A 22,754-nucleotide genomic window follows, 5' to 3' on the forward strand; every position below is an offset into this window, starting at 1 on the left:
CGGGGTTCACGTGAACAGACCGCCGATGAATTTGAACACGTCGAAGCGGTTGAGGTCGTTCCAGGCCGCGAACAGCATGAAACAAAGGATCAAGGCAAGGCCCGCGCGGAAACCGGCGGCCTGGAAGTCGGCGCGCAGAGGGCGCCGGAAGACGGCCTCGTAGGCGTAGAGCAGCAGATGGCCGCCATCGAGCACGGGGATCGGCAGCAGGTTCATGAAACCGATGCTGACCGACAGGCTGGCGATGAACAGCAGCTGGTTGAACAGCAGCCGCAGCATCACGGTGCCGACGTCAGGCGCGCCCTCGACGCTGGCCTTGGTCACCGCGCCGGCCGAGTGGCCGATGCCGATGATGCCGCTGATCTGGTCGGCCGGCAGCTGACCGGTCAGCAGACGGCCCAGGTAGAAGGCGATGGTCTTGAGCATGTCCCAGACCTGGCCGACGGCGTCGGGGATGGCGCTGAGCAGGCTGGACTTCTGCAGGTAGGGACGGCTGCGGCTTTCGAGACCCAGCTGGCCGACCTTCACGCGGCCGCTGAACTGGTCCTTGTGCTCGACCAGGCGCGGGGTGGCGGTCAGCGACACGGTCTGGCCGCCGCGCTCGACGCTGAAGTCGATCGGCAGCTTGGCGCGCAGGGTCACGTAGCGCTGGACCTGCTGGAAGTCCTTCACCTTGCGACCGTCGATGCGGACGATGGTGTCGCCGGGACGGAAGCCCGCCTCGGCGGCGGCGCTGCCCGGCGTCACGGCCGAGATGGTGGCGGGCGACTTCAGGTCGCCGACGACCAGCAGAACGACGGCGAAGATCAGCGTCGCCAGCACGAAGTTGGCGAACGGTCCGGCCGCGGCGATCACAGCGCGCTGCCAGATCGGCTTGAAATGGAAGTACTTGCCCACGGCCGCCGCGCCTTCGCGCTGGGCGATCTCGGCCTTCATGGCGTCGAGGTCGTTCTGGTCGGGCACGCTGGCGGCGTTCTCGTCGCCGGCGAAGCGCACGTAGCCGCCCAGCGGAATCGAGGCGATCCGCCACTCCACGCCGTGCTTGTCGCGCCAGGAAAACAGGGGCGAGCCGAAGCCGATGGAGAAGCGATCGATCGCCACCCCGCAGGCCCGCGCGGCCCAATAGTGTCCGAGCTCGTGCACCGTCACGACGACGGACAGCACGATGATCATCGACACGATCGAGATCAGAACACCGATCATCGGCTTGGAATCAGAGCTCCCCGGTCACTTCACGATAGGCGCTTGTGAGCGACAACCTCGGCCGCAATACGGCGGGCCGAGCCGTCGATCATCATGGCTGTGTCAAGAACGTCACCCGCCGTTACGGCGAGGTCCCCTACCCCATTCATGCGTTCAAGCGTCCCCTCAACCGAGGCGGCAATATCGAGAAAGCCGATCTGCCGGTCAAGGAAAGCCGCGACGGCCACTTCGTTGGCTGCGTTCATCGCCGTCGGCGCGCCCCCGCCGAGGCGCAAAGCCTCGCGCGCGACGCCCAGAAGCGGGAACCGCGCCAGGTCCGGATCCTCGAAGGTCAACTGGGCGTAGGCGCCCAGATCCAGCGGCTTTGCCGGCCAGGCCAGGCGCTCGGGCCAGGAATAGGCGTAGGAGATCGGGCTGCGCATGTCCGGCGGCCCCAGCTGCGCCAGTGTCGAGCCGTCGGTGTACTCCACCAGGCTGTGGATCACCGACTGCGGGTGGATGACGACGCCGATGCGCTCTTCGGGGGTGTCGAAGAGGTAGGAGGCCTCGATCATCTCCAGCCCCTTGTTCATCATCGAGGCGGAATCGACCGAAATCTTCGCCCCCATCGACCAGTTGGGGTGGGCGATGGCCTGTTCGGGCGTGGCGGCCGCCATCTGCTCGCGGGTCCAGGTGCGGAACGGGCCGCCCGAAGCGGTGAGGATCAGGCGGGCGACGCGGTCCAGGCAGGCCGGCTGCAGCACCTGGAAGATGGCCGAGTGCTCGGAATCTACCGGGATCACCGTCCCGCCGGCCGCGCGGGCGATACGCAGCAGCTCAGGCCCGGCGCAGACCAGGCTTTCCTTGTTGGCCAGGGCCACGACCGCGCCGGTGCGGGCGGCCGCCAGGGTGGGCGCCAGGCCCGCCGCGCCGACGATGGCCGACATCACCCAGTCGGCGCCCATGGCGGCGGCCTCGACGACGGCGGCCGGACCGGCGGCGGTCTCGACGCCCGAACCGGCCAGGCGCTCGCGAAGCTCGCCCAGCAGGCGCTCGTCCTCGATCACCGCCAGCTTGGGCCGCCAGTGCAGGGCCTGCTGCGCCAGGCGCTGGACGTTGCGGCCGGCCGCCAGGGCGAGGATCTCGACCGGAACCTTGGACTGTTCGAAGAGATCAAGGGTGGAGACGCCGATCGAACCCGTCGAACCCAGAACCACAACCTTACGGGACGCGGTCAATGGGCCCATCCCCAGTGGTCGATCAGGCGCACGGCGGCCACCACGATGGCCGCGAACATCAGGCCGTCGACGCGATCCAGCAGGCCGCCGTGGCCGGGGATCAGGTCGCCGCTGTCCTTCACGCCGAAGCGGCGCTTGAGCATCGATTCCCAGAGGTCGCCGGCCATGGTGGCCAGGCCGCCCAGCAGGCCGATCAGCGCCGCCGCAGGCCAGACCAGGCGCAGGCTGGCCAGTTCCGACACCGCCACGGCGCCGAGCGTGGCCGCCACGAGGCCGCCGACGAAGCCCGACCAGGTCTTGTTGGGCGAGATCCGGGGCCACAGCTTGGGCCCCTTCAGCACGCTGCCGGTCGCATAGGCGAAAATGTCGGCGAACCAGGTGACGACGAACAGCAGCAGGGTCCACCACAGGCCGTCCGACAGCGAGCGCACCCAGACCATCGCGATGACGGCGGGGGCGATGTAGATCACGCCATAGGCCGCGTCGGCCCGGCGCTCGACCGCGCCGCGCGCGATCAGGCCGGCCAGGAAGGCGCCGGCCAGCACGACGGCCCAGGCGATGAAGAAGTGGCTGAGGAAGGCGGCGATCACCGCCACGGCGCAGAACACCGCGACCACGGCGCCGACCGCGTTGGGGGCCTTGGGCGCGCTGATCTTGCCCCACTCGCGGGCCAGCAGGCCCACGCAGACCAGGGCCAGCGCCAGGAACCAGTAGCCGCCCAGCCAGACGGCGGCCACGACCGTGGGAACGAGCACGGTGGCCGAAGCCACACGCGTCCAGAGATTGCCCCAGTTGAAGCGCTTAGCCGGCGACGGCGACGTCATCGGCCGCAATGCCTCCATAGCGCCGGTCACGGCTACGATATTCCGCGACGGCGGCGGCCAGGTGCTCGGGGCCGTAGTCGGGCCACAGGACGTCCTGGAAGATCAGTTCGGCGTAGGCGCATTCCCACAGCAGGAAGTTGGAGATGCGGTGCTCGCCGCTGGTGCGGACGATGAGGTCCGGCGCGGGCGCGGCCGAGGTCGACAGGAAACCGCCGAACATCTGCTCGTTGAGGTCGGCCGCCCTCGCCTCGCCCCGCTCGACCAGCTCGGCGAAGCGGCGCGCGGCGTCGGTGATGTCGGCCTGGCCGCCGTAGTTGAAGGCCACCTGCAGCAGGAAGCGGTCGTTGCCGGCCGTGCGGCGCTCGGCGCGCTCGATCACCTCGAGCACGTCGGGCGACAGGCCGGTGCGCCGGCCGACGATCCGCACACGGACGCCTTCACGGCTCAGACGCTCGAGGTCCGATTCGACATAGGCCTTGAGCAGGCCCATCAGTTCGGAGACTTCCTGGGCCGGGCGGCGCCAGTTTTCGGTCGAGAAGCCGAACACGGTCAGCACGCCGACGCCGGCCGAAGGCGCGCCCTCGACCGTGCGCTTCAGCGCATTGACGCCGGCCCGATGGCCCAGCGCCCGCGGCATGCCGCGACGCTTGGCCCACCGGCCGTTGCCGTCCATGATGATGGCCGCATGCAAACCCGCGCCGGCCTCGCCCCCCGGGCGCGCGGTCTTGGTCTGCAGGCCGGTCGTCGGCGACATGCGCTCTTAGCCTTCCCTTCTCGTCCCCCAGGCGTCCACCAGAGAGGACGATCAGACCTGCATGATCTCTTGTTCTTTGGTTTTCAAGGCCTCGTCGATGCGCTTGATGGCCTCGTCGGTCAGCTTCTGGACCTCGGTTTCCATCTTCTTGCGGTCATCCTCGTTGATGACGCTGTCCTTCTCGGCCTTCTTCAGATCGTCGTTGGCGTCGCGGCGAACGTTGCGCACGGCGATCTTCTGCTGTTCGGCGTACTTGCCGGCGATCTTGGAGAGGTCCTTGCGGCGCTCCTCGGTCAGCGGCGGGATCGGAATGCGCAGGTTCTGGCCTTCGACCACCGGGTTCAGGCCCAGGCCCGAGGCGCGGATCGCCTTCTCGACCGAGACCACGACGCCGCGGTCCCAGACGCTGACATTGATCTGGCGCGGCTCGGGGACGCTGACCGAAGCCACCGCGTTCAGCGGCGTGGTCGAGCCGTAGGCCTCGACCATCACCTGGTCGAGCAGGCTGGCCGACGCGCGGCCGGTGCGCAGGGAGCCGAACTCGTCCTTCAGGGCGAGCACGGCCTTGTCCATGCGGTCTTTATAGCGGGAAAGGACGGGCTTTTCGGCGGCGGCCATGGCTTGGGCTCTCTTCGCTTGGTAAAATCAGGCGTTGGCGACGACGGTGTGCGTGCCTTGGCCACGCAGCACGTCGAGCAGGTTACCCCGCCCCTTGATCGAAAACACCACGATCGGGATGTTGCTGTCGCGCATGAGGGCGACGGCCGAGGCGTCCATGACGCGCAGGTCCTTGGCCAGCACGTCCATGTAGCTCAGGCGATCGTAGCGCTGGGCGGTCGGATCCTTCTTGGGATCGGCGGTGTAGACGCCGTCGACGCTGGTGCCCTTGAACAGGGCGTCGCACTGCATCTCGGCGGCGCGCAGGGCGGCGGCGGTGTCGGTGGTGAAGAACGGGTTGCCGGTGCCGGCGGCGAAGATCACCACGCGGCCCTTCTCGAGGTGGCGCTGGGCGCGGCGGCGGATGTAGGGCTCGCAGACCGTGGCCATCGGAATGGCCGACTGCACGCGGGTCTCGACGCCGATGCGCTCGAGGGCGTCCTGCATGGCCAGGGCGTTCATGACGGTGGCCAGCATGCCCATGTAGTCGGCGCTGGAGCGCTCCATGCCCTTGGCCGCGCCGGCCATGCCGCGGAAGATGTTGCCGCCGCCGATCACCAGGCACAGCTCGACGCCGGACTTGACGATCTCGGCGATGTCCAGGGCGACGGATTGGACGGTGTTGGTGTCGATCCCGTAGGGCGTATCGCCCATCAGCACTTCGCCGGAAACCTTGAGCAGAAGACGACGGTACGGCTTGGCGGGTGTGGGATCGGACATGGACCGGGCTCTTCCTGAGTCGTCGGCACGCACCATAGTGTGCGTTACACAAAAGTGGGATCGGTTTTGCGCCATCCGGGCGCGACGCCGTTCAAGCGCAAAAAAAGGGCGCGGCGCGCGTTCTATGCGCGCCGCGCCCTTGATTTGATGACAGCCAAAGCAGCGGACATCGCCCGCCGCTTCGCTTGTCTTGGCCGGCCTTTAGGCTTGGCCGGTCATCGAGGCGACTTCGGCGGCGAAGTCGTCCTGCTTCTTTTCCACGCCTTCGCCGAGGGCGAGACGGGTGAAGCCCTTCACGACGATCGGCGCGCCGAGGGTCTTGCCGGTTTCGGCCACCAGCTGCTCGACGGTCTGGTCCGGGTTCATGACGAAGGCTTGCTTCAGCAGCACGACTTCTTCCAGGAACTTGCGGATGCGGCCTTCGATCATCTTCTCGACGACGGCCGCCGGCTTGCCCGATTCCAGGGCCTGCTCGGTGAACACGGCCTTCTCGCGCTCGATGGCGGCCGGGTCCAGATCGTCCGGCGACAGCGACAGCGGGGCGGTCGCGGCGACGTGCATGGCGATCTTGCGGCCCAGCTCGCGCAGGGCGGCCTTGTCGCCGGCCGACTCGAGGGCGACCAGCACGCCGATGCGGCCGAGGTCCGGCGCGGTGGCGTTGTGGATGTACGAGGCGACGACGCCGTTCTCGACCGTCCACTTGGCGGCGCGACGGACCATCATGTTCTCGCCGATCGTGGCGATCAGGTTGGTCAGGTGCTCCTGGGCGGTCTCGCCGCCGGCCAGCTTGGCGGCGCCGATGGCGTCGACCGAACCGTCGGTGCCGAGGGCGGCTTGAGCGATCTGGCGAGCAGCGCCCTGGAACAGGTCGTTGCGCGACACGAAGTCGGTTTCGGCGTTCACTTCGACGGCGGTCGCGGTTTCACCAGCGCCGGCTTCGGCGACGGCGATGGCCACCAGGCCTTCGGCGGCGGCGCGATCGGCCTTCTTGGCGGCCTTGGACAGGCCCTTGGCGCGCAGCCAGTCGATGGACGCTTCGATGTCGCCGTTGTTCTCGGACAGGGCCTTCTTGCAGTCCATCATGCCGACGCCGGACTTTTCGCGCAGTTCCTTGACCAGCGCAGCCGTGATCTCAGCCATGGAAAATCTCCAGATTCAAACGTTTAGCGACCGGGCTTGATAGCCCGGTCGCGTGTCGGTAGCGCGACGGCCGCCCGCCTCCGTCAGGAGAGCCGGCGGCCGAAGAGAAATCAGCCGGCGGTCGGTTCGTCGGCGGCCGGAGCAGCGACTTCTTCAGCAGCAGCTTCCGGAGCGGCCGCTTCGGGAGCGACTTCCGGGGTCAGTTCGCGGGCCAGGGCCGGCTCGATCGGAGCGACCGAAGCGCCCAGGTCGACGCCCGAGGCGGCTTGGCCGGCGGCCAGGCCGTCGAGGACGGCGTCGGCGACCAGGTCGCAGTACAGCTGCAGGGCGCGGGCGGCGTCGTCGTTACCCGGGATCGGGTAGGTGATGCCGTCCGGATCGCAGTTGGTGTCGAGGATGGCGACGACCGGGATGTTCAGCTTGCGGGCTTCCAGGATCGCGATCGCTTCCTTGTTGGTGTCGATCACGAACATGATGTCGGGGATGCCGCCCATGTCCTTGATGCCGCCCAGCGACAGTTCCAGCTTGTCGCGTTCGCGGGTCAGCTGCAGCAGTTCCTTCTTGGAACGGCCCGAACCGTCGCTGCCCAGGACGCCTTCCAGCTCGCGCAGACGAGCGATCGAGCCCGAGACGGTGCGCCAGTTGGTCAGGGTGCCGCCGAGCCAGCGGTGGTTCACGTAGTACTGGGCGCAGCGCTTGGCGGCCGTGGCGACCGGATCCGAAGCCTGGCGCTTGGTGCCGACGAACAGCACGCGGCCACCGGCGGCGGCGACTTCACGGACCTTCACCAGCGCCTGGTGCAGCAGCGGGATGGTCTGCGACAGGTCGATGATGTGGATGTTCGAGCGCGAACCGAAGATGTAGCGGTCCATCTTCGGGTTCCAGCGGTGGGTCTGGTGGCCGAAGTGGGCGCCGGCTTCCAGGAGCTGACGCATGGAGAATTCGGGAAGAGCCATCGGGCCTTAATCCTTTTTCCGGTTGAACCTCCGCGGACACCCCCGCTCCAGACCATTCTGGAGGCGGGACCGGAACGGCGACGTCGGGATGTCTCCCCGGCGCTGCCGAACGTCCGCGTGTGGAATGGCGCGCAGATAGTCGCGAAACGCGCTGAATGCAAGCCTTTACCGACGCTCACCCACCGGCGGAGCCGTTCTTCCCGAACATTCGCGGGGGTGCGCACGCCTCGTCGGACGACGGCGGGCCGCCGATCACCAGGCGCCGAATCGCGGACCGCCCTCCCCGACCGTTGCCGAACACCCGCCGAGAAGGTTGAGTGGACGCCCGCGCCGCATCCGCGCCGTGCGCCCAGCCAGGACCCCGATGCCAGACCTCTCGCGCCTGTCGGACGCCGAACGCCGCGCCCTGCTGCTATTGGCCCGCGGCCACACGGCCAAGAGCGCGGCCGTCGCTCTGGGCGTCAGCGAAGGCGCGGTCAACGAGCGGCTGCGCGAGGCGCGGCGCAAGACCGGCGTCGGCAGCAGCCGCGAACTGGCGCGCCTCGCAGCCGAAGCCGGAGCGGCCGATGGCGCCGCAGATAGAGTCGGCGACAGGGCAGGCGACGAAACCGGCGACGCTCCGGTCGAAGCCGCGCTCGCGGCGCCCCGGGCCGCGCCACAAGAAATTCGGGACGAGAAAATCGGGATGGGCGTGCTCCGCCGGCCGGGCCATGGCGGACGGCGCAACCCCGATCCCCGGGCCGCCTGGCCCCTCCTCGCCGGAGCTTCAGCAATGATCGTCATGGCCGCCTCTATCGGCGTCTTCGCCGCCCTCGCCGTCGCCGACCGGCGCGAACCGCGGCCGCCCGCCCCGCCGCGCGTCGTGGCCCTCTCTCCCACGCCCGGCGCCGTGGTGTCGGCCGGCACTCTGGTCCTGAAGGTCACCTTCGACCAGCCGATGCAGGCGGGCTGGTCGTTCGTCGCCCGGGATCCGGCCAGCTTCCCGACCTGCGCGCCCAGGCCCGCCCAGTCGGCCGACCGGCGCAGCTTCACCCTTTCGTGCACCGTGCAGGCCGGGCGCAGCTACGAGGTGGGCTTCAACAACGACCGCCACCGCAAGTTCGCCTCCGAGGCGGGCGTTCCGGCGACCCCGGCCGTGGTCAGGTTCTCGGCGCGCTAGGGCGGATCGACCTTCATCGGCCCGAACTCATATTCACAGAGCATTCCCGCAAAGGCGGGGATCCAAGCCGAGGCCGTGGATTGCCACCGCGGATCGCTCACGGCCGTGCCTCATCCTGAAATCCAGCCCGGATCGCCGCCTTGGCGGGGAAAGACGGATTTGAAAGTCGCAAGCCGCTGAATGTCGATACGGCCTGGACCGACCTCGAGGACCGTCCCGTCTGGGCAAAGGACAGGGCATCCAGGTCGCGGTAGCGCCTCAGCGGTTCCGTGGGGCGGATCGTGGCAACGCCCAGGCGTCATATGCCCGGCCGCGTGGTCGCCTGGGCCCTCAATGGCGTCTGAACGCCCACGCGATCCGGAGGGGCCGCTAACGGACGAAGGCGCCTGCGCCGCGCCCGATCAAAACCGGAGCTGCCCTAGATCCCGAAAGCTTCCGCCCGCTTGCCCGCTTGCCAAAGCAACTGGCCGAGACCTCGCTGGCACAGCGCGCCTTGCCGCCCCTTCGGATCAGCCGGCGCCTTCCTCAGGTCAGAACGATTTGCCGTCTACCTGCTGCGGCTCCAAGGCGAAGACGTCGACGCCGTCCACGCAGCGGACATTGATCGCCGCCATCTTCGCGCCGTTCGGCGCCTCGCCGCGGGCGAAGGATTCGATGCCGCATTCGGCGCAGAACAGGTGCTGGATCTTGCCGGTGTTGAACCGGTATTCGGTCAGGGCGTCCTCGCCCGAGACCAGGGCGAACTGGTCGATCGGCGCGAAGGCCAGCACCGAGCCCAGCTTGCCGCATCGCGAACAGTTGCAGGTGATGGTCTGCGACAGGTCGGCCTCGACCTCGAAGCGAACCTTGCCGCATTGGCAGCCGCCGGCGTGCCTGGTCATCTCGTCCTCCCTTCGCCGGACCCGGCTCGCGGCCGGCGTCCTCGATCGGGCTCCGCGCCTATTGCGCACGTGAGCCCCAAGTTCGCATCGTATGCCTATCCCGCTAGCCCCGGCCAGCGCGCCGAAAGGCCGCGACAGTCCAGGACCGGGCGGCGACGCTAGATGTCTTCCAGCAGCGCCACGCCCGGCGCGGTCTTCAGCGCCCCGCGCAGCGAGGCGTCGAGGGTGTAGCGGCCCGGCAGCTTCAGCTCGATCTCCCGGCCGCCGCCCAGGGCCGCCACGAAGCTGATCTCGCCGCCCTTCTGGGTCGCCGCCGGCTCGATGCGGCGCTTGAGGGCCTCGATCTCGGTGGCCGAGGGCGACAGGTGCACGCGCAGGCCGGCCACCACGTTCTCGATGGCCTTCTCGATCGGCTCGGCGTCGTCGCCGAAGAACCGCACCTCGCCGTCGCGGGCCTTGGAGCGGACCTTGATGACCACCCCCTTGCCCGGCTCCAGCACGTCGCGGCACTTGCGAAGGGATTCCGGCGGGAACAGCACCTCGTACTCACCGGACGGATCCGACAGCGACACGAAAGCGAAGCGCTCGCCGCTCTGCGAGGCGCGCTCCTGGCGGCGGCGGACGATGCCGCACATCCGCAGGGCCTCGGCGCCGGCCTCGGCCTGGGCCAGGGCCTCGGTCAGCATGACAGTGCGCCGGCGGCGCAGCATGCCGACCATGTCCTCAAGCGGGTGGCCGGTCAGGTAGAAGCCGACGGCCGACAGTTCCTCGTCCAGCAGATCGACCTGGGTCCAGGGCTCGACCTTCTTCAGGCGCGGACGGCTGGCGGCGGCGTCGCCGCCGAACAGGGCGTGCTGGCCGCCCTGGCGGTCGGCGGCGATGCTCTGGCCGTGGGCGATCAGCACATCGGCGTTGGCGAACACCTGGGCGCGGTTCTTGTGCAGCGAGTCGAAGGCCCCGGCCCGGGCCAGGTTTTCGATGGCGCGCTTGTTGACCTGCTTGGGATCGACCCGCTCGACGAAGTCGAAGATGTCGCGGAACGGCCCGCCCTCGTCGCGCACGGCGACCAGGTGCTTCATGGCTTCGAGACCGACGTTGCGCACCGCGCCCAGGGCGTAGAGCACCTCGCCGTTCTCGACCTCGAAGTCGGCGCCCGAGCGGTTGACGTCCGGCGCCCGCACCGTAATCGAGAAGCGGCGGGCGTCCTGGTGAAAGACCGCCAGCTTGTCGGTGTTGGAGATATCGAGGCTCATCGACGCGGCGAGGAACTCGACCGGCGTGTTGGCCTTCAGCCAGGCGGTCTGATAGGCGATCAGGGCGTAGGCGGCGGCGTGGCTCTTGTTGAAGCCGTAGCCGGCGAACTTGGCCACCAGTTCGAAGATCGAGCCCGACTGGTCCTCGGGGACGCCCTTCTCCTTGGCGCCGGAGACGAAACGGATCTTCTGGAGATCCATCTCCTCCTTCTTCTTCTTGCCCATGGCGCGACGCAGCAGGTCGGCCTCGCCCAGGCTGTAGCCGGCCAGGATCTGGGCGATCTGCATCACCTGCTCCTGGTAGACGATGACCCCATAGGTCTCGCGCAGAACGCCTTCCAGCGACGGGTGCAGGGTGTCGACGGGCTTTCGGCCGAATTTGCAGTCGACGAAGGTGTCGATGTTGTCCATCGGGCCCGGGCGATAGAGCGAGATCAGCGCGGTGATCTCCTCGATCGAGCCGCAGCGCATCTTGCGCAGGGTGTCGCGCATGCCCTGGCTTTCGAGTTGGAACACCCCGACCGTCTGGCCCGAGGCGAGCAGCTCGTAGCTCTTCGTATCGTCGAACGGCAGGCGGCCCAGATCGACCTCCATGCCGCGCTTGCGCAGGTGCTTCACCGCCCGGTCGAGCACGGTCAGGGTCTTCAGGCCCAGGAAGTCGAACTTCACCAGGCCCGCGCTCTCGACCCACTTCATGTTGAACTGGGTGGCGGGGAAATCCGAACGCGGATCCTTGTAGAGCGGGGTCAGCTGGGTCAGCGGCCGGTCGCCGATGACCACGCCGGCGGCGTGGGTCGAGGCGTTGCGGAACAGGCCTTCCAGCTGCAGGGCCACGTCCAGGCAGTTGGAGACGTTGGCGTCCTCGTTCTTGGCCTGCTTGAGGCGCGGCTCGATGTCGATGGCCTGGGCCAGGGTCACCGGCGCGGCCGGGTTGTTGGGAACCATCTTGCAGAGACGGTCGACCAGGCCCAACGGCAGCTGCATCACCCGGCCGACGTCGCGCAGCACGGCCCGCGCCTGAAGCGAACCGAAGGTGATGATCTGGGCGACGCGGTCGCGGCCGTACTTGTCCTGGACGTAGGCGATGACCTCTTCGCGCCGCTCCTGGCAGAAGTCGACGTCGAAGTCGGGCATGGAGACCCGCTCGGGATTGAGGAAGCGCTCGAACAGCAGGCCAAAGCGCAGCGGATCGAGGTCAGTGATGGTCAGCACCCAGGCGACCAGCGAACCGGCGCCCGAACCCCGCCCCGGACCGACCGGAATGCCGTGGTCCTTGCCCCACTTGATGAAGTCGGAAACGATCAGGAAGTAGCCGGGGAAGCCCATCTTGACGATGATGCCCAGCTCGAAGTCGAGCCGCTCCCAGTAGACGTGCTCTTCCATCGCCAGGGTCAGGCCGTCGAGGCGCTTGCGCAGGCCCTCGCGGGCCTGGTGGGCCAGTTCCTCGGCTTCGTTGCGGCCGTCGCCGGTGGGGAAGCTGGGCAGGATCGGGTCGCGCTTCTTGACCATGAAGGCGCAGCGTCGGGCGATGTCGAGGGTGTTGTCGCAGGCCTCGGGCAGGTCGGCGAACAGCTTGCGCATCTCGTCGGCCGGCTTGAACCAGTGCTCGGGCGTCACCCGCCGCCGCTCGTCCTGGCCGACGAACGAGCCGTCGGCGATGCACAGCAGCGCGTCGTGCGCGTCGTAGAGTTCGGGCTTGGCGTAGTAGCAGTCGTTGGTGGCGACGAGCGCCGCGTCGTTGTCGTAGGCCCAGTCGACCAGTCCCGGCTCGGCGGCCGCCTGCTGCGGCAGGCCGTGGCGTTGAAGCTCGACATAGAAGCGGTCGCCGAACACCCGCTGCATCTCGGCCAGGGCCGCATGCCCCTCGGCCGTCTTGCCGGCCGCCAGCAGCGAGTCCACCGGACCGTCGGTTCCGCCCGACAGCAGGATAAGCCCTTCGGCGTGCTCGACCACCTTGGCCCAGGGCACGACGGGTTCGGCCAGTTCGCCGCTTTCCAGATAGGCCAGGGACGACAGCTCCGAGAGGTTCAGATAGCCCCTCTCGTTCTGCACCAGCAGGGTGATCGTCGGCTCACGCGCCCAGCGCTCGGACGGCTTGGCGCCGATGCCGTTGACCGGCAGGGCGCAGCCGATAAGCGGCTGGACCCCGTTGTCCTTGGCGTAGACGGAGAATTCCAGGGCCCCGAACAGATTGGCCCGGTCGGTGATCCCCACGGCCGGCATGCCGCCGGCGGCGGTCATGCCTGGAATCTTGTCGGCCTTGATGGCCCCTTCCAGCAGCGAATAGGCCGATCGGACGCGGAGGTGGACGAAACCCTGACCTTCCACACCCGACATGACCATGACCTCGCTGTTTCTCGACTCAGGCCACCAACTGGGCGACCGAACACATCATCCAGACGAAGCCGGCGACAGATACAAGCGCCAAAGACTCACGCGCGATCCGGACCATAACATCCCTCCACAGCTCGTTGGCCAGTTGCCTTTTTGTTCTCTATTCCCCTTTCGTTCTCACCGCAATAGTCCACAGGCAAATTGCGAGCTTTTTTGCCGCGTGGGGTTGATCGTCGCGCCTCAACCTTCCGGCTATGGCCATGCCGGCTGGAACACGGCAGAAGCCGTTTCATGCGCCTGATCATCGACACCGACACCGCCGGGGACGACGTCTTCTCCCTGATGCTCGCCCTGCGCCGACCGGGCGTGACCGTCGAGGCGGTCACCATCAGCCACGGCAATGTCGGCTTCGAGCAGCACGCCGAGAACGCCCTGGTCACGCTGGAGGCCTGCGAGGCGGCCGGCGTTCCGGTCTATCTGGGCGCCGGCAAGCCGTTCAGCCGCGTTCCGCTGGACGCGGCCTATGTGTTCGGGGCCGACGGCATGAGCGACGCGGCGTTCCCGAAGACCCCCCAGCGCCCCTCGCCCGGCCACGCGGCCGACGAGATCGTGCGGCGGGTGATGGAAGCGCCCGGCGAGATCACCCTGCTGGCCCAGGCGCCGCTGACCAACATCGCCCTGGCGGTGCTGCGCGAGCCGCGCATCGCCCAGGCCGCCAAGGCCCTGTGGGTGATGGGCGGCACGGACAACGGCGTCGGCAACGTCACGCCGGCGGCCGAGTACAACTTCTATGTCGATCCGGAGGCGGCCAAGATCGTCGTCAACGCCGGCTTCGACCTGCACGTGGTGACCTGGACCGAAACCCTGCGCGACGGCCTGCTGACCACGGCGCAGCTAGCCGAACTGGATGCGATCGGCACGCCGCGCGCCAGGTTCTTCACCAAGGTCAACGAAGCCTCGCTGGCCTTCGCCCGCGACACCGAGGGCCTGGACGGCAGCCTGCACCCCGACGCCCTGACCTGCGCGGCCATGCTGGACGAGGCCCTGGTGCTGGAGGCCGAGCGCTGCGTCATCGACGTCGAGACCATGGGCGAGCTGACGCGCGGCTATCTCAGCGTCTCGCACTCGATCCTGCCGGACATCGAGATCGCCGATCCGACCCTCAAGCGCCGCGAACCCAACGCCCGGGTGATCAAGAAGATCGACCAGGCGGGGTTCTTCAACGCGATGCGCGAGGCGCTGCTCTAGCTCCTAGAACGTCTGCGGCTCCAGGTGGCCGTCGCGCAGGGCGAAGACGCGGTCCATGTAGCGGGCCAGTTCCATGTTGTGGGTGGCGATCAGGGCGGCGACGCCCTGGCCGCGCGCCAGGTCGTAGAGCGCCTGGAAGGTGGCCGCCGAGGTGCCAGGATCCAGGTTGCCCGTCGGCTCGTCGGCCAGCAGCAGCTTGGGCGAATTGGCCAGGGCGCGGGCGATGGCCACGCGCTGCTGCTCGCCGCCCGACATCTGGCCGGGCTGGTGATCGACACGGGCCGCCAGACCCAGCTGGCTGAGAAGAGCCACGGCCTGCTCGCGAGCCTCGCCGCGACGGCGGCCGGCGATCATCAGCGGCAGCTCCACGTTCTCGGCCGCCGTGAACTCGGGCAGCAGGTGGTGGAACTGGTAGACGAAGCCGACGGTCGACAGCCGCACCTTGGTGCGCTGGCGCTCGGAGAGCTTGGAGCAGTCCTTGCCGTCGACGGCGATGACGCCGGCGTCGGGGCGCTCCAGCAGGCCCGCGGCGTGCAGCAGCGACGACTTGCCCGAGCCCGACGGGCCGATCAGCCCGACCACTTCGCCGGGATAGACGTCGAGATCGACGCCCCGCAGCACGGTCAGCTTGCCCGCCTCGGTGACATAGGTGCGCTCGACGCCGCGCAGGGCCAGGACCGGACTACTCATAGCGAAGAGCCTCAACGGGATCGAGGCGCGAGGCCCGCAGCGCCGGCGGCAGGGTCGCCAGCACGCTCATCAGGGTGGAGATCGAGACCACGCCGGCCACCTCGGCCCAGTCGATCTTGGCCGGGATGTGGGCCAGGAAATAGATGTCGGCGCTGAACACCGCCGTGCCGGTGGCCCATTCGACGAAGTTCTGGATGGCGGTGATGTTGGCGCAGAACAGCGTGCCCAGCAGCAGGCCCGCCAGGGTGCCGGCCACGCCGATCGAGGCGCCGGCCATGATGAAGATGCGCAGGATCGAGGACTGGCTGGCCCCCATGGTGCGCAGGATGGCGATGTCGCGGCCCTTGTTCTTCACCAGCATGACGAGACCGGAGATGATGTTCAGCGTGGCGATGGCGACGATGAAGAACAGGATCAGGCGCATGACCTTGCGCTCGACCTGCAGCGCGTTGAAGTAGCTGCTGTTCTTGTCCATCCAGTCGGTGATGAAGGCGCCGGGGCCGACGGCCTGCTCGATGGTGGCCTTGGACTGCTTGGCGCTGTCGGGGTCGCTGAGCTTGACCTCGACATAGTCGATGGACGTGTCGCGGCCGAAGAACAGCTGGGCCTGGGCCAGCGGCATCATCACGTAGGCTTCGTCGAACTGGCTCATGCCGACGCTGAAGACCCCGCCGACGATGTAGTCCTTCTCGCGGGTCGAGGTTCCGAAGGCCGTGGCCGGACCCGACGGAGAGATCAGGGTGATCGGGTCGCCGACCGAGAGGCCCAGGTTGCGGGCCATGCGGTCGCCGATCAGCACCATGTCGCCGCCGTACTCGCCCTCGCCGTAGCCCTTCAGCGAGCCCTGCTTGATGTTGTCGGAGATCAGCTTCATGCCGCGCAGGTCGGCCGGGTTGACGCCCCGGACGATGGCCCCGGTCACCTGGTTTGGACCGATGACCATGGCCTGGGCCTCGACAAGGGGCGCAGCCTGTATGACGCCGGGCACGGCCTTGATGCGGGCGATGACGCCCTCACGATCCGGACCGTTGACCAGAGGTCCCTGGGCGTAGATGTGGCCGTTGAAGCCGAGCAGCCGGCCGAGCAGTTCGGAGCGGAAGCCGTTCATGACGCTCATCACGGTGATGAGGGCGAAGACCGCCAGCATCACCGCGCTGAACGAGATCACCGAGATCAGGGCGACGCCGCCGTTCTTGCGCTTGGTGCGCAGGTAACGCCAGGCGACCGTCCGTTCCCAGGTTCCGAAAGGCCCCGCGCCGATAGCCATCAGGCGGCCTTGCCGGTCAGGCGGGCCAGGACCGCGTCGAGCGGCTCGGACACGCGCTCGCCGGTCTTGCGGTTCTTCAGCTCGACCACGCCCTCGGCCACGCCCTTGGGACCGACGATCAGCTGCCAGGGCAGGCCGATCAGGTCCATGGTGGCGAACTTGGCGCCGCCGCGAGCGTCGGTGTCGTCATAGAGCACGTCGACGCCGGCCGCCTGCAGGGCCTTGTAGGCCGCATCGCAGGCGCCGTCGCAGGCCGTGTCGCCCTGGCGCATGTTGACGATGCCCACGTGGTAGGGCGCGACGCTTTCCGGCCAGATGATGCCGCCGTCGTCGTGGCTGGCCTCGATGATCGCGCCCAGCAGGCGCGAGACGCCGACGCCGTAGCTGCCCATCTGGACCGGCACTTCCTTGCCGTCGGGCCCCATGACCAGGGCCTTCATCGGCTCGGAATACTTCGTGCCGAACGAGAAGATGTGGCCGACCTCGATGCCGCGGGCCGACAGGCGGTCGCCCTCGGGGATCGCGTCGAAGGCGGCTTCGTCGTGCATTTCCTCGGTGGCGGCGTACAGCGCGGTGCGCTGGTCGACCAGCGGCTGCAGGTCGCCGTACCATTCGACGTCCGGACCGGGCGCGGCCATCTCGACCAGATCCTTGTGGCAGAAGACGGCGCTTTCGCCGGTCTCGGCCAGGACGATGAACTCGTGGCTGAGGTCGCCGCCGATCGGGCCGGTGTCGGCGCGCATCGGCACGGCCTTCAGGCCCATGCGCGAGAAGAGGTTCAGGTAGGCCACGAACATGCGGTTGTACGACTTGCGCGCGCCCTCGGCGTCGAGGTCGAAGCTGTAGGCGTCCTTCATCAGGAACTCACGGCCGCGCATGACGCCGAAGCGCGGGCGGCGCTCGTCGCGGAACTTCCACTGCACATGGTAGAGGTTCTTGGGCAGGTCCTTGTAGGACCGCACCGAGCCGCGGAAGATCTCGGTGACCATTTCCTCGTTGGTGGGCCCGTACAGCAGCTCGCGCTCGTGGCGGTCGGTGATGCGCAGCATCTCCGGGCCGTAGGCGTCGTAGCGGCCCGACTCGCGCCACAGGTCGGCCAGTTGCAGGGTCGGCATCAAGAGCTCGATGGCGCCCGCGCGATCCATCTCCTCACGGACGATCTGCTCGATCTTGTTGAGCACCCGCAGACCCAGCGGCAGCCAGGCGTAGATGCCCGCGGCCTCCTGGCGGATCATGCCCGCGCGCAGCATCAGCTGGTGGGACGCGATCTGGGCGTCGGAGGGAGCTTCTTTCAGAACGGGCAGGAAGTAGCGCGACAGGCGCATGGACGGAACGTCTCCGGGGGAATTCGAGGCGTTGAGATAGCCGGTCGCCGTTCAGCTTGGCAACGCGCGCGGCGAAAAGATGACGTTTTGAGTGTCGGGAGCGTCTGATGGCCAAAGAAAGGAGGGCGGCGAAACCGCGCTCACTTTCGCCTGACGCCCTCGAGCTAGGCTAAACGAAAAGAAGGCCGCGCGGTTCACTCGCGCGGCCATCAAGTTCATCGTCGGGGAAGACGCCACAGAGCAAGGCCGAACCCGGCCTCGTCATGACAATCTAGGCCCGCCGAACGACTGTTGGGGCATCCGATTGCCGCCAAGTGGGCAAGTCGGCCTGTTTCGCCCAACCGATGGGCGTTTGACGGGCAGAAGGCCAGCGCCCGCCCAAGGCTTGGGCGCCGGGCCCCGTTCTGCAAATTTTTCAGTAGGTGGACGGGAGGTCCGGCAGACTCACCAGCTGGAACTTCACCACCAGCCAGAACACGACGAACACCACGACCGAGATCCAGGTGGTGGTGAAGAACTTACGCTTCAGGTTCGGGTTCACCGGCGCGCCGGGATCCGCGCCCGGCGGCGGCTCGATTCCCAGCTCGTGATAGCTGCGCGTGCCGATCGGCAGCACGGCGAACAGCACCGTCCACCAGATGGTCAGGAAGATCGCGACGCCGGTGATCGGACCCATCAGTGGTGCGCGTCCTTGGGGCTTTCCATCAATTCCACGAGCAGGCCGCCCATGTCCTTGGGGTGAACGAAGATGATCAGCGTTCCGTGGGCGCCGATCCGAGGCTCGCCTAGCACGGTCGCGCCCTTGGCGACCAGAGAATCGCGCGCCTCGTAGATGTTCTCGACCTCGAAGCAGATGTGGTGCTGGCCGCCCTTGGGGTTCTTGGCGAGAAAGCCGTGGATCGGCGAGTTCTCACCATAGGGCTCGATCAGCTCGATCTGGCTGTTGGGCAGGTTGACGAAGCAGACCCAGACGCCCTGCTCGGGCATGGCCCACTTGTCGGTGACCGAGGTGGCGCCGAGTAGTTCGCGATACATCTTCACCGACTCGTCGATGGACGGGGTGGCGACGCCGACGTGGTTGAGCCTGCCGATCATGGTGCGGGGTCCTGGCTTTAGCGGAGATCTTGCCTCCACTAACCGCGCCTCCGCTCACGGCAGTCAAGCCGTGCGAGCGCCCTTCAGCCAGTGGAAGCGGACAGGCATGACCTGGATCAGGAAGAAGCCCAGCACGAAGCCGCCGAGGTGGGCCTGCCAGGCCACGCCGGCGCCGCCGCCGGACAGCGCGCCGTAGCCGGCGGCGCCTCCGAGCACGACGAGGTTGGAGATCAGGGCCGACCCGACCTGCCGCAGCACCGACGGCGCGAAGATCGGCGCCAGCTTCGCCTCGCCGGGCGCGCCCAGCCGCGCGACCGCGCCCCACAGGCCGAATATCGCTCCCGAGGCGCCGACCACCAGCAGGCGGTCCGCCCCCAGCAGAATGAAGGCCCCTGCCCCGGCCAGGCCGCAGGCGAGGTAGAAGAGGAAGAACAGCACCCCGCCCAGCGCGTCGCGGCCGAACCGCTGGGCAATGGCCGGGCCGAGCGCGACCAGCGCGCCGCTGTTGAACACGATGTGCAACCAGCCCCAGGGCTGACCCCAGCTCATGTGCATGAACATGTGGGTCAGCGGCGTCCACCAGAGGCCCTGGAAGACGCCGGGCTTCCATAGCCCGCCGAGCACGAAGATCGTCTCCCCGTCCCCCAGCAGCTCGAAAGCCGACTGGGCCAGGAAGACGATCCAGATCAGCGCCAGGACCACTATCACCGGCCAGGCCTCGAACCAGAGGATCGCGGGGCTGCGGCCGAACAGGCCCTCGCGCCGGGGCGCGGGGACCTCCTCGGTCAGGGTCGGATCCTCCGGCGTCGTCATGCTAGAGGCGCAGGACGGTCGTCTCGACGACCGGCTTGCGTTCCCAGATGCGGAAGGCGGCCTTCTTCACCGCGCGCGAGATGGCGTTCTCGATGGTCTCGTCGATCTCGCGGTCGTCGCCCGACAGGCGCTTGAAGGCCTCTTCGGCCTCTTCCGCCAGGTCGTCCAGCGCCTCGTCGAGGGGATATTCCTCGTCGCCGGCCAGGCCCAGGCCGCGAACCTGCGGACCCGAGACGACCTTGTTGCGGCCGTCGAGCACGATCGACACGGCAAGCACGCCGTTGAACGCCGCGTGGCGACGCTCGCGCAAGGCCTCGCCGTTCTCGGGCGTCACGACGCCGCCGTCGACGTAGAGACGGCCGGCCGGCACTTCGTCGATGATCTCCGGATGGCCCGGAGCCAGGCGCACCATGTCGCCGTTGCGCGGGCTGACGGCTTGCGGGACCTGCAGGTCCCTGGCGAAAGCCGCGTGCTCGAGCAGGTGGCGGCGCTCGCCGTGGGTCGGCACCGCAATCTGCGGCCGGGCCCACTGGTACATCTGCTTCAGTTCGTCACGGCACGGGTGGCCGGAGACGTGAATGCCAGGGGTGTCGCGCTCGGTGTGCAGGCGCACGCCGCGGTCGGCCAGCTTGTTCTGCAGGTTGCGGATCGGGATCTCGTTGCCCGGGATCACGCGCGAGCTGAACACCACATGGTCGCCCGAGGAGAGCTTGACGTGGGGGTGGTTGCCCTCGGCGATGCGGGCCAGGGCCGCCCTCGCCTCGCCCTGGCTGCCGGTGCAGAGATAGAGGATCTCGTTCTCCGGCATGTGCTTGGCCTGGTCGTCGTTGACGAACGGCTCCAGGCCGTCGAGCAGCCCGACCGAGCGGGCCGCGGCGGCCATGCGGTGCATCGAGCGGCCGGCCAGGCAGACCTTGCGGCCGGCGGCCTGGGCGGCGCGGATGACGGTGTCCATGCGCGCCACGTTCGAGGCGAAGCAGGCCACGGCGATCTTGCCGGTCAGGCTGGCGATCAGCTTGTTCATCTCGACGCGGACATCGGCTTCCGAGCCGGCGGTGCCCTCGACGAAGACGTTGGTGCTGTCGCAGACCATGGCCAGCACGCCCTCGTCGCCGAGGCGGCGCAGGGCGTCGACATCGGTGGCCGCGCCGAGCTGGGGATCCGGATCGATCTTCCAGTCGCCAGTGTGCAGGATGGTGCCCAGCGGGGTCTTGATCGCCAGGCCGTTGGGCTCGGGGATCGAGTGGGTCAGCGTCACCATTTCCAGGTGGAACGGCCCCAGGTCGAAGCTGCCGCTCAGCGGCACTTCGTGGATCTCGACCTCGTCCAGCAGGTTGGCGTCGCGCAGCTTCTCGCGCAGCAGGAAGGCGGTGAACGGCGTGGCGTAGACCGGGGCCTTCAGCTGCGGCCACAGCCAGGCGACGGCGCCCAGGTGGTCTTCGTGGGCGTGGGTCAGCACGATGCCCAGAATGTCCTTGGCGTAGGGGACGATATATTCCGGGTCGGGCAGGATGATCTCGACGCCCGGCGTGGTCTGGTCGCCGAAGGTCACGCCCAGATCGACGACGATCCACTTGCGATCGTGCGCCGGGCCAAAGCCATACAGGTTGAAGTTCATGCCGATCTCGTTCGACCCGCCCAGGGGCAGGAAGACGAGTTCGTCGTCAGGGTGCTTTTTCATTCGTTCTCTAGGTGGGTATTGCGGCGATGAATTTCGAGGAGACCACGAATGGTCAGATCAGGGTCGAAGTGGTCGATGCTGTCGGTGGCGCCCTCGAATAGCGAGGCGACGCCGCCGGTGGCGACCACGGTCAGGGGTTCGCCGCGCTCGGCCTTGATGCGCGCGACCAGCCCTTCGATGAGTGAGATATAGCCCCAGAACACGCCCGATTGCATGGCGCTCACCGTGTCGGTGCCCACGACGCGATTACGGGCGGGACGCTGGATGGCGATGCGGGGCAGCTTGGCGGCCGCTTCGTGCAGCGCCTGCATGGAAAGATTGATGCCCGGGGCGATGATGCCGCCCTCGAAGGCGCCGTCGGCGCCCACCACGTCGAAGGTGGTGGCCGTGCCGCTGTCGATGACGATCAGCGGCCCCTTGTAGGCCATGCTGGCGCCCACGGCGTTGACCAGACGGTCGGCGCCGGCTTCGCTGGGCTTGTCGATGCGGACGTCGACGCCCAGCTTGGCGTTCTCGCCGATCACCAACGGCTCGACGTTCAGATAGCGGCGCGACAGGTTGCGCAGGTTGAACAGCGACTGGGGCACGACGCTGGAGATGATGCAGGCGTCCAGCGCCCGAAAGCCCAGGCCCTGCATCGACATCAGCTGCGACAGCCAGACCACGTATTCGTCGGCGGTGCGGGTGCTCTCGGTCGCCGCGCGCCACTGGGCGATCCACGACTGGCCGTCGTGGATGGCGAACATGGTGTTGGTGTTGCCCTGTTCGATGGCCAGCAGCATCAGGGATTTCCTCCGAAGAAGACGTCGCCGGCGGTGATCCGGCGCAGTTGGCCGTCGGCCAGGCGCAGGCGCAAGGCGCCGTCGGCGTCGAGACCCTCGGCGATCCCCTCGATCGTCTCGGTCGAGAGCCGCGCGGTGCAGGACTCGCCCAGGCCGTGGGCCTTGGCGGTCCAGGCGTCGGCGATGGCGGGGAAGCCCAGCCGCGTCCAGACGTCGAGCCAGCGGGCGAAGGCCGGGGCCAGGATCCCGATCGCCTCGACGGGCGACGGCGGCGGCTCGGCCCGCCAGGTCGGCAGGGCCGTGGCCGGACGCTCGCTGTCGATGGGCTTGCGGGCGAGATTGACGCCGATCCCGACGGCCAGCCACAGGCCGCCGGCGGGGCTCTTGCCGGACTCGACGAGGATGCCGCTGATCTTCAGCCCGCCGACCATCGGGTCATTGGGCCATTTCAGGCTGACCAGCCGCTCGGCGACATAGGCGCACAGCAGGTCGGCGACGGCCAGGGCCGCCACGAACGAGATCTGCGCAGCCTCGGCGGGCGGCTTGTCGGTGGTGATCAGGAGGGTGGCGGCCAGGTTGCCGTCGCCGGTTTCCCAGGCGCGGCCCCGGCGACCGCGGCCCGCGGTCTGCCGCAGGCCCACGATCCAGACCGGGCCCGCCTGCCCCGCTTCCGCGCGGCGGCGAGCCTCGGCGTTGGTCGAGTCGATCTCGTCGAGAACGACGACGGGCGGCCCCTCGGCGGACGCGCCCGTCAC

22 protein-coding genes are annotated in these 22,754 nt (G+C 68.3%); 2 read left to right on the forward strand and 20 right to left on the reverse strand.

Annotated features, from left to right (window positions below):
* Nucleotides 1-6 precede the first annotated feature (6 nt).
* The 8 genes from AC07N1_RS15355 to rpsB form a co-directional block, all read right to left on the reverse strand.
* Nucleotides 7-1,203 (reverse strand): M50 family metallopeptidase, encoded by a 1,197-nt coding sequence (locus tag AC07N1_RS15355; RefSeq protein ID WP_494672601.1) that lies wholly within the window; start codon nucleotides 1,201-1,203, stop codon nucleotides 7-9.
* Between the two features lie 29 nt (nucleotides 1,204-1,232).
* Nucleotides 1,233-2,429: a 1-deoxy-D-xylulose-5-phosphate reductoisomerase gene (dxr, locus tag AC07N1_RS15360; protein WP_494672602.1), complete on the reverse strand. Its 1,197-nt coding sequence runs from the start codon at nucleotides 2,427-2,429 to the stop codon at nucleotides 1,233-1,235.
* Nucleotides 2,417-3,262 carry a phosphatidate cytidylyltransferase gene (locus AC07N1_RS15365; RefSeq protein ID WP_494672630.1) on the reverse strand — a complete coding sequence of 282 codons (846 nt, stop codon included), beginning with the start codon at nucleotides 3,260-3,262 and terminating at the stop codon, nucleotides 2,417-2,419. The genes dxr and AC07N1_RS15365 overlap by 13 nt, the downstream gene beginning before the upstream one ends.
* Nucleotides 3,222-3,998 (reverse strand): polyprenyl diphosphate synthase, encoded by a 777-nt coding sequence (gene uppS / locus AC07N1_RS15370; protein WP_494672603.1) that lies wholly within the window; start codon nucleotides 3,996-3,998, stop codon nucleotides 3,222-3,224. Before uppS ends, AC07N1_RS15365 begins: the two co-directional genes overlap by 41 nt.
* A gap of 51 nt (nucleotides 3,999-4,049) precedes the next feature.
* Nucleotides 4,050-4,616, reverse strand: a complete 567-nt coding sequence (frr, locus tag AC07N1_RS15375; protein WP_494672604.1) for a ribosome recycling factor — start codon at nucleotides 4,614-4,616, stop codon at nucleotides 4,050-4,052.
* A 27-nt stretch (nucleotides 4,617-4,643) separates the two neighbouring features.
* Nucleotides 4,644-5,375 carry a UMP kinase gene (gene pyrH / locus AC07N1_RS15380; protein ID WP_110117788.1) on the reverse strand — a complete coding sequence of 244 codons (732 nt, stop codon included), beginning with the start codon at nucleotides 5,373-5,375 and terminating at the stop codon, nucleotides 4,644-4,646.
* A gap of 201 nt (nucleotides 5,376-5,576) precedes the next feature.
* On the reverse strand, nucleotides 5,577-6,515 hold the full coding sequence (gene tsf, locus AC07N1_RS15385; protein ID WP_494672605.1) for a translation elongation factor Ts: 939 nt from the start codon (nucleotides 6,513-6,515) through the stop codon (nucleotides 5,577-5,579).
* A gap of 110 nt (nucleotides 6,516-6,625) precedes the next feature.
* A complete protein-coding gene (rpsB, locus tag AC07N1_RS15390; RefSeq protein WP_494672606.1) occupies nucleotides 6,626-7,471 on the reverse strand; it encodes a 30S ribosomal protein S2 in 846 nt (281 codons plus the stop codon).
* Between the two features lie 364 nt (nucleotides 7,472-7,835).
* Between rpsB and AC07N1_RS15395 the strand changes: the two genes are divergently transcribed.
* On the forward strand, nucleotides 7,836-8,630 hold the full coding sequence (locus AC07N1_RS15395; protein ID WP_494672607.1) for a helix-turn-helix domain-containing protein: 795 nt from the start codon (nucleotides 7,836-7,838) through the stop codon (nucleotides 8,628-8,630).
* A gap of 530 nt (nucleotides 8,631-9,160) precedes the next feature.
* Here AC07N1_RS15395 and AC07N1_RS15400 read toward each other — a convergent pair.
* The 3 genes from AC07N1_RS15400 to sidA all read right to left on the reverse strand — a co-directional run bounded on the left by AC07N1_RS15400 (nucleotide 9,161) and on the right by sidA (nucleotide 13,216).
* Entirely contained in the window at nucleotides 9,161-9,511 is a 351-nt protein-coding gene (locus tag AC07N1_RS15400) for a GFA family protein (RefSeq protein WP_494672608.1), read from the reverse strand.
* Nucleotides 9,512-9,669: 158 nt separating this feature from the next.
* Complete coding sequence (dnaE, locus tag AC07N1_RS15405) at nucleotides 9,670-13,101, reverse strand: DNA polymerase III subunit alpha (protein ID WP_494672609.1); 3,432 nt, start codon at nucleotides 13,099-13,101, stop codon at nucleotides 9,670-9,672.
* Nucleotides 13,102-13,126: 25 nt separating this feature from the next.
* On the reverse strand, nucleotides 13,127-13,216 hold the full coding sequence (sidA, locus tag AC07N1_RS15410) for a cell division inhibitor SidA (RefSeq protein ID WP_058346375.1): 90 nt from the start codon (nucleotides 13,214-13,216) through the stop codon (nucleotides 13,127-13,129).
* 173 nt (nucleotides 13,217-13,389) lie between these two features.
* On the opposite strand from sidA, the gene AC07N1_RS15415 reads away from it, so the two are divergent.
* The gene (locus tag AC07N1_RS15415) at nucleotides 13,390-14,346 is read left to right on the forward strand and encodes a nucleoside hydrolase (protein ID WP_494672610.1); all 957 of its coding nucleotides are present in this window, start codon (nucleotides 13,390-13,392) and stop codon (nucleotides 14,344-14,346) included.
* Between the two features lie 3 nt (nucleotides 14,347-14,349).
* Here the strand turns inward: AC07N1_RS15415 and AC07N1_RS15420 are convergent, their stop codons facing one another.
* From AC07N1_RS15420 to AC07N1_RS15460, 9 genes are all read right to left on the reverse strand, one after another.
* Nucleotides 14,350-15,036, reverse strand: coding sequence for an ABC transporter ATP-binding protein (locus tag AC07N1_RS15420; protein ID WP_494672611.1), 687 nt, complete (start codon nucleotides 15,034-15,036; stop codon nucleotides 14,350-14,352).
* Nucleotides 15,029-16,303, reverse strand: a complete 1,275-nt coding sequence (locus AC07N1_RS15425) for a lipoprotein-releasing ABC transporter permease subunit (RefSeq protein WP_494672612.1) — start codon at nucleotides 16,301-16,303, stop codon at nucleotides 15,029-15,031. Before AC07N1_RS15425 ends, AC07N1_RS15420 begins: the two co-directional genes overlap by 8 nt.
* Nucleotides 16,303-17,628: a proline--tRNA ligase gene (gene proS / locus AC07N1_RS15430; RefSeq protein WP_494672613.1), complete on the reverse strand. Its 1,326-nt coding sequence runs from the start codon at nucleotides 17,626-17,628 to the stop codon at nucleotides 16,303-16,305. The genes AC07N1_RS15425 and proS overlap by 1 nt, the downstream gene beginning before the upstream one ends.
* A gap of 415 nt (nucleotides 17,629-18,043) precedes the next feature.
* A complete protein-coding gene (locus AC07N1_RS15435) occupies nucleotides 18,044-18,304 on the reverse strand; it encodes a DUF1467 family protein (protein ID WP_110117777.1) in 261 nt (86 codons plus the stop codon).
* Nucleotides 18,304-18,723, reverse strand: coding sequence for a methylmalonyl-CoA epimerase (gene mce / locus AC07N1_RS15440; protein WP_494606253.1), 420 nt, complete (start codon nucleotides 18,721-18,723; stop codon nucleotides 18,304-18,306). The genes AC07N1_RS15435 and mce overlap by 1 nt, the downstream gene beginning before the upstream one ends.
* A 63-nt stretch (nucleotides 18,724-18,786) precedes the next feature.
* Nucleotides 18,787-19,536, reverse strand: coding sequence for a rhomboid family intramembrane serine protease (locus tag AC07N1_RS15445; RefSeq protein WP_494672614.1), 750 nt, complete (start codon nucleotides 19,534-19,536; stop codon nucleotides 18,787-18,789).
* A 1-nt stretch (nucleotide 19,537) separates the two neighbouring features.
* Complete coding sequence (locus AC07N1_RS15450; RefSeq protein ID WP_494672615.1) at nucleotides 19,538-21,217, reverse strand: ribonuclease J; 1,680 nt, start codon at nucleotides 21,215-21,217, stop codon at nucleotides 19,538-19,540.
* Nucleotides 21,214-22,002 carry a type III pantothenate kinase gene (locus tag AC07N1_RS15455; RefSeq protein ID WP_487288841.1) on the reverse strand — a complete coding sequence of 263 codons (789 nt, stop codon included), beginning with the start codon at nucleotides 22,000-22,002 and terminating at the stop codon, nucleotides 21,214-21,216. Before AC07N1_RS15455 ends, AC07N1_RS15450 begins: the two co-directional genes overlap by 4 nt.
* Nucleotides 21,999-22,754 carry a biotin--[acetyl-CoA-carboxylase] ligase gene (locus tag AC07N1_RS15460; protein WP_494672616.1) on the reverse strand — a complete coding sequence of 252 codons (756 nt, stop codon included), beginning with the start codon at nucleotides 22,752-22,754 and terminating at the stop codon, nucleotides 21,999-22,001. Before AC07N1_RS15460 ends, AC07N1_RS15455 begins: the two co-directional genes overlap by 4 nt.

It is taken from the genome of Caulobacter sp. GW821-FHT09B11 (genome assembly GCF_059418205.1).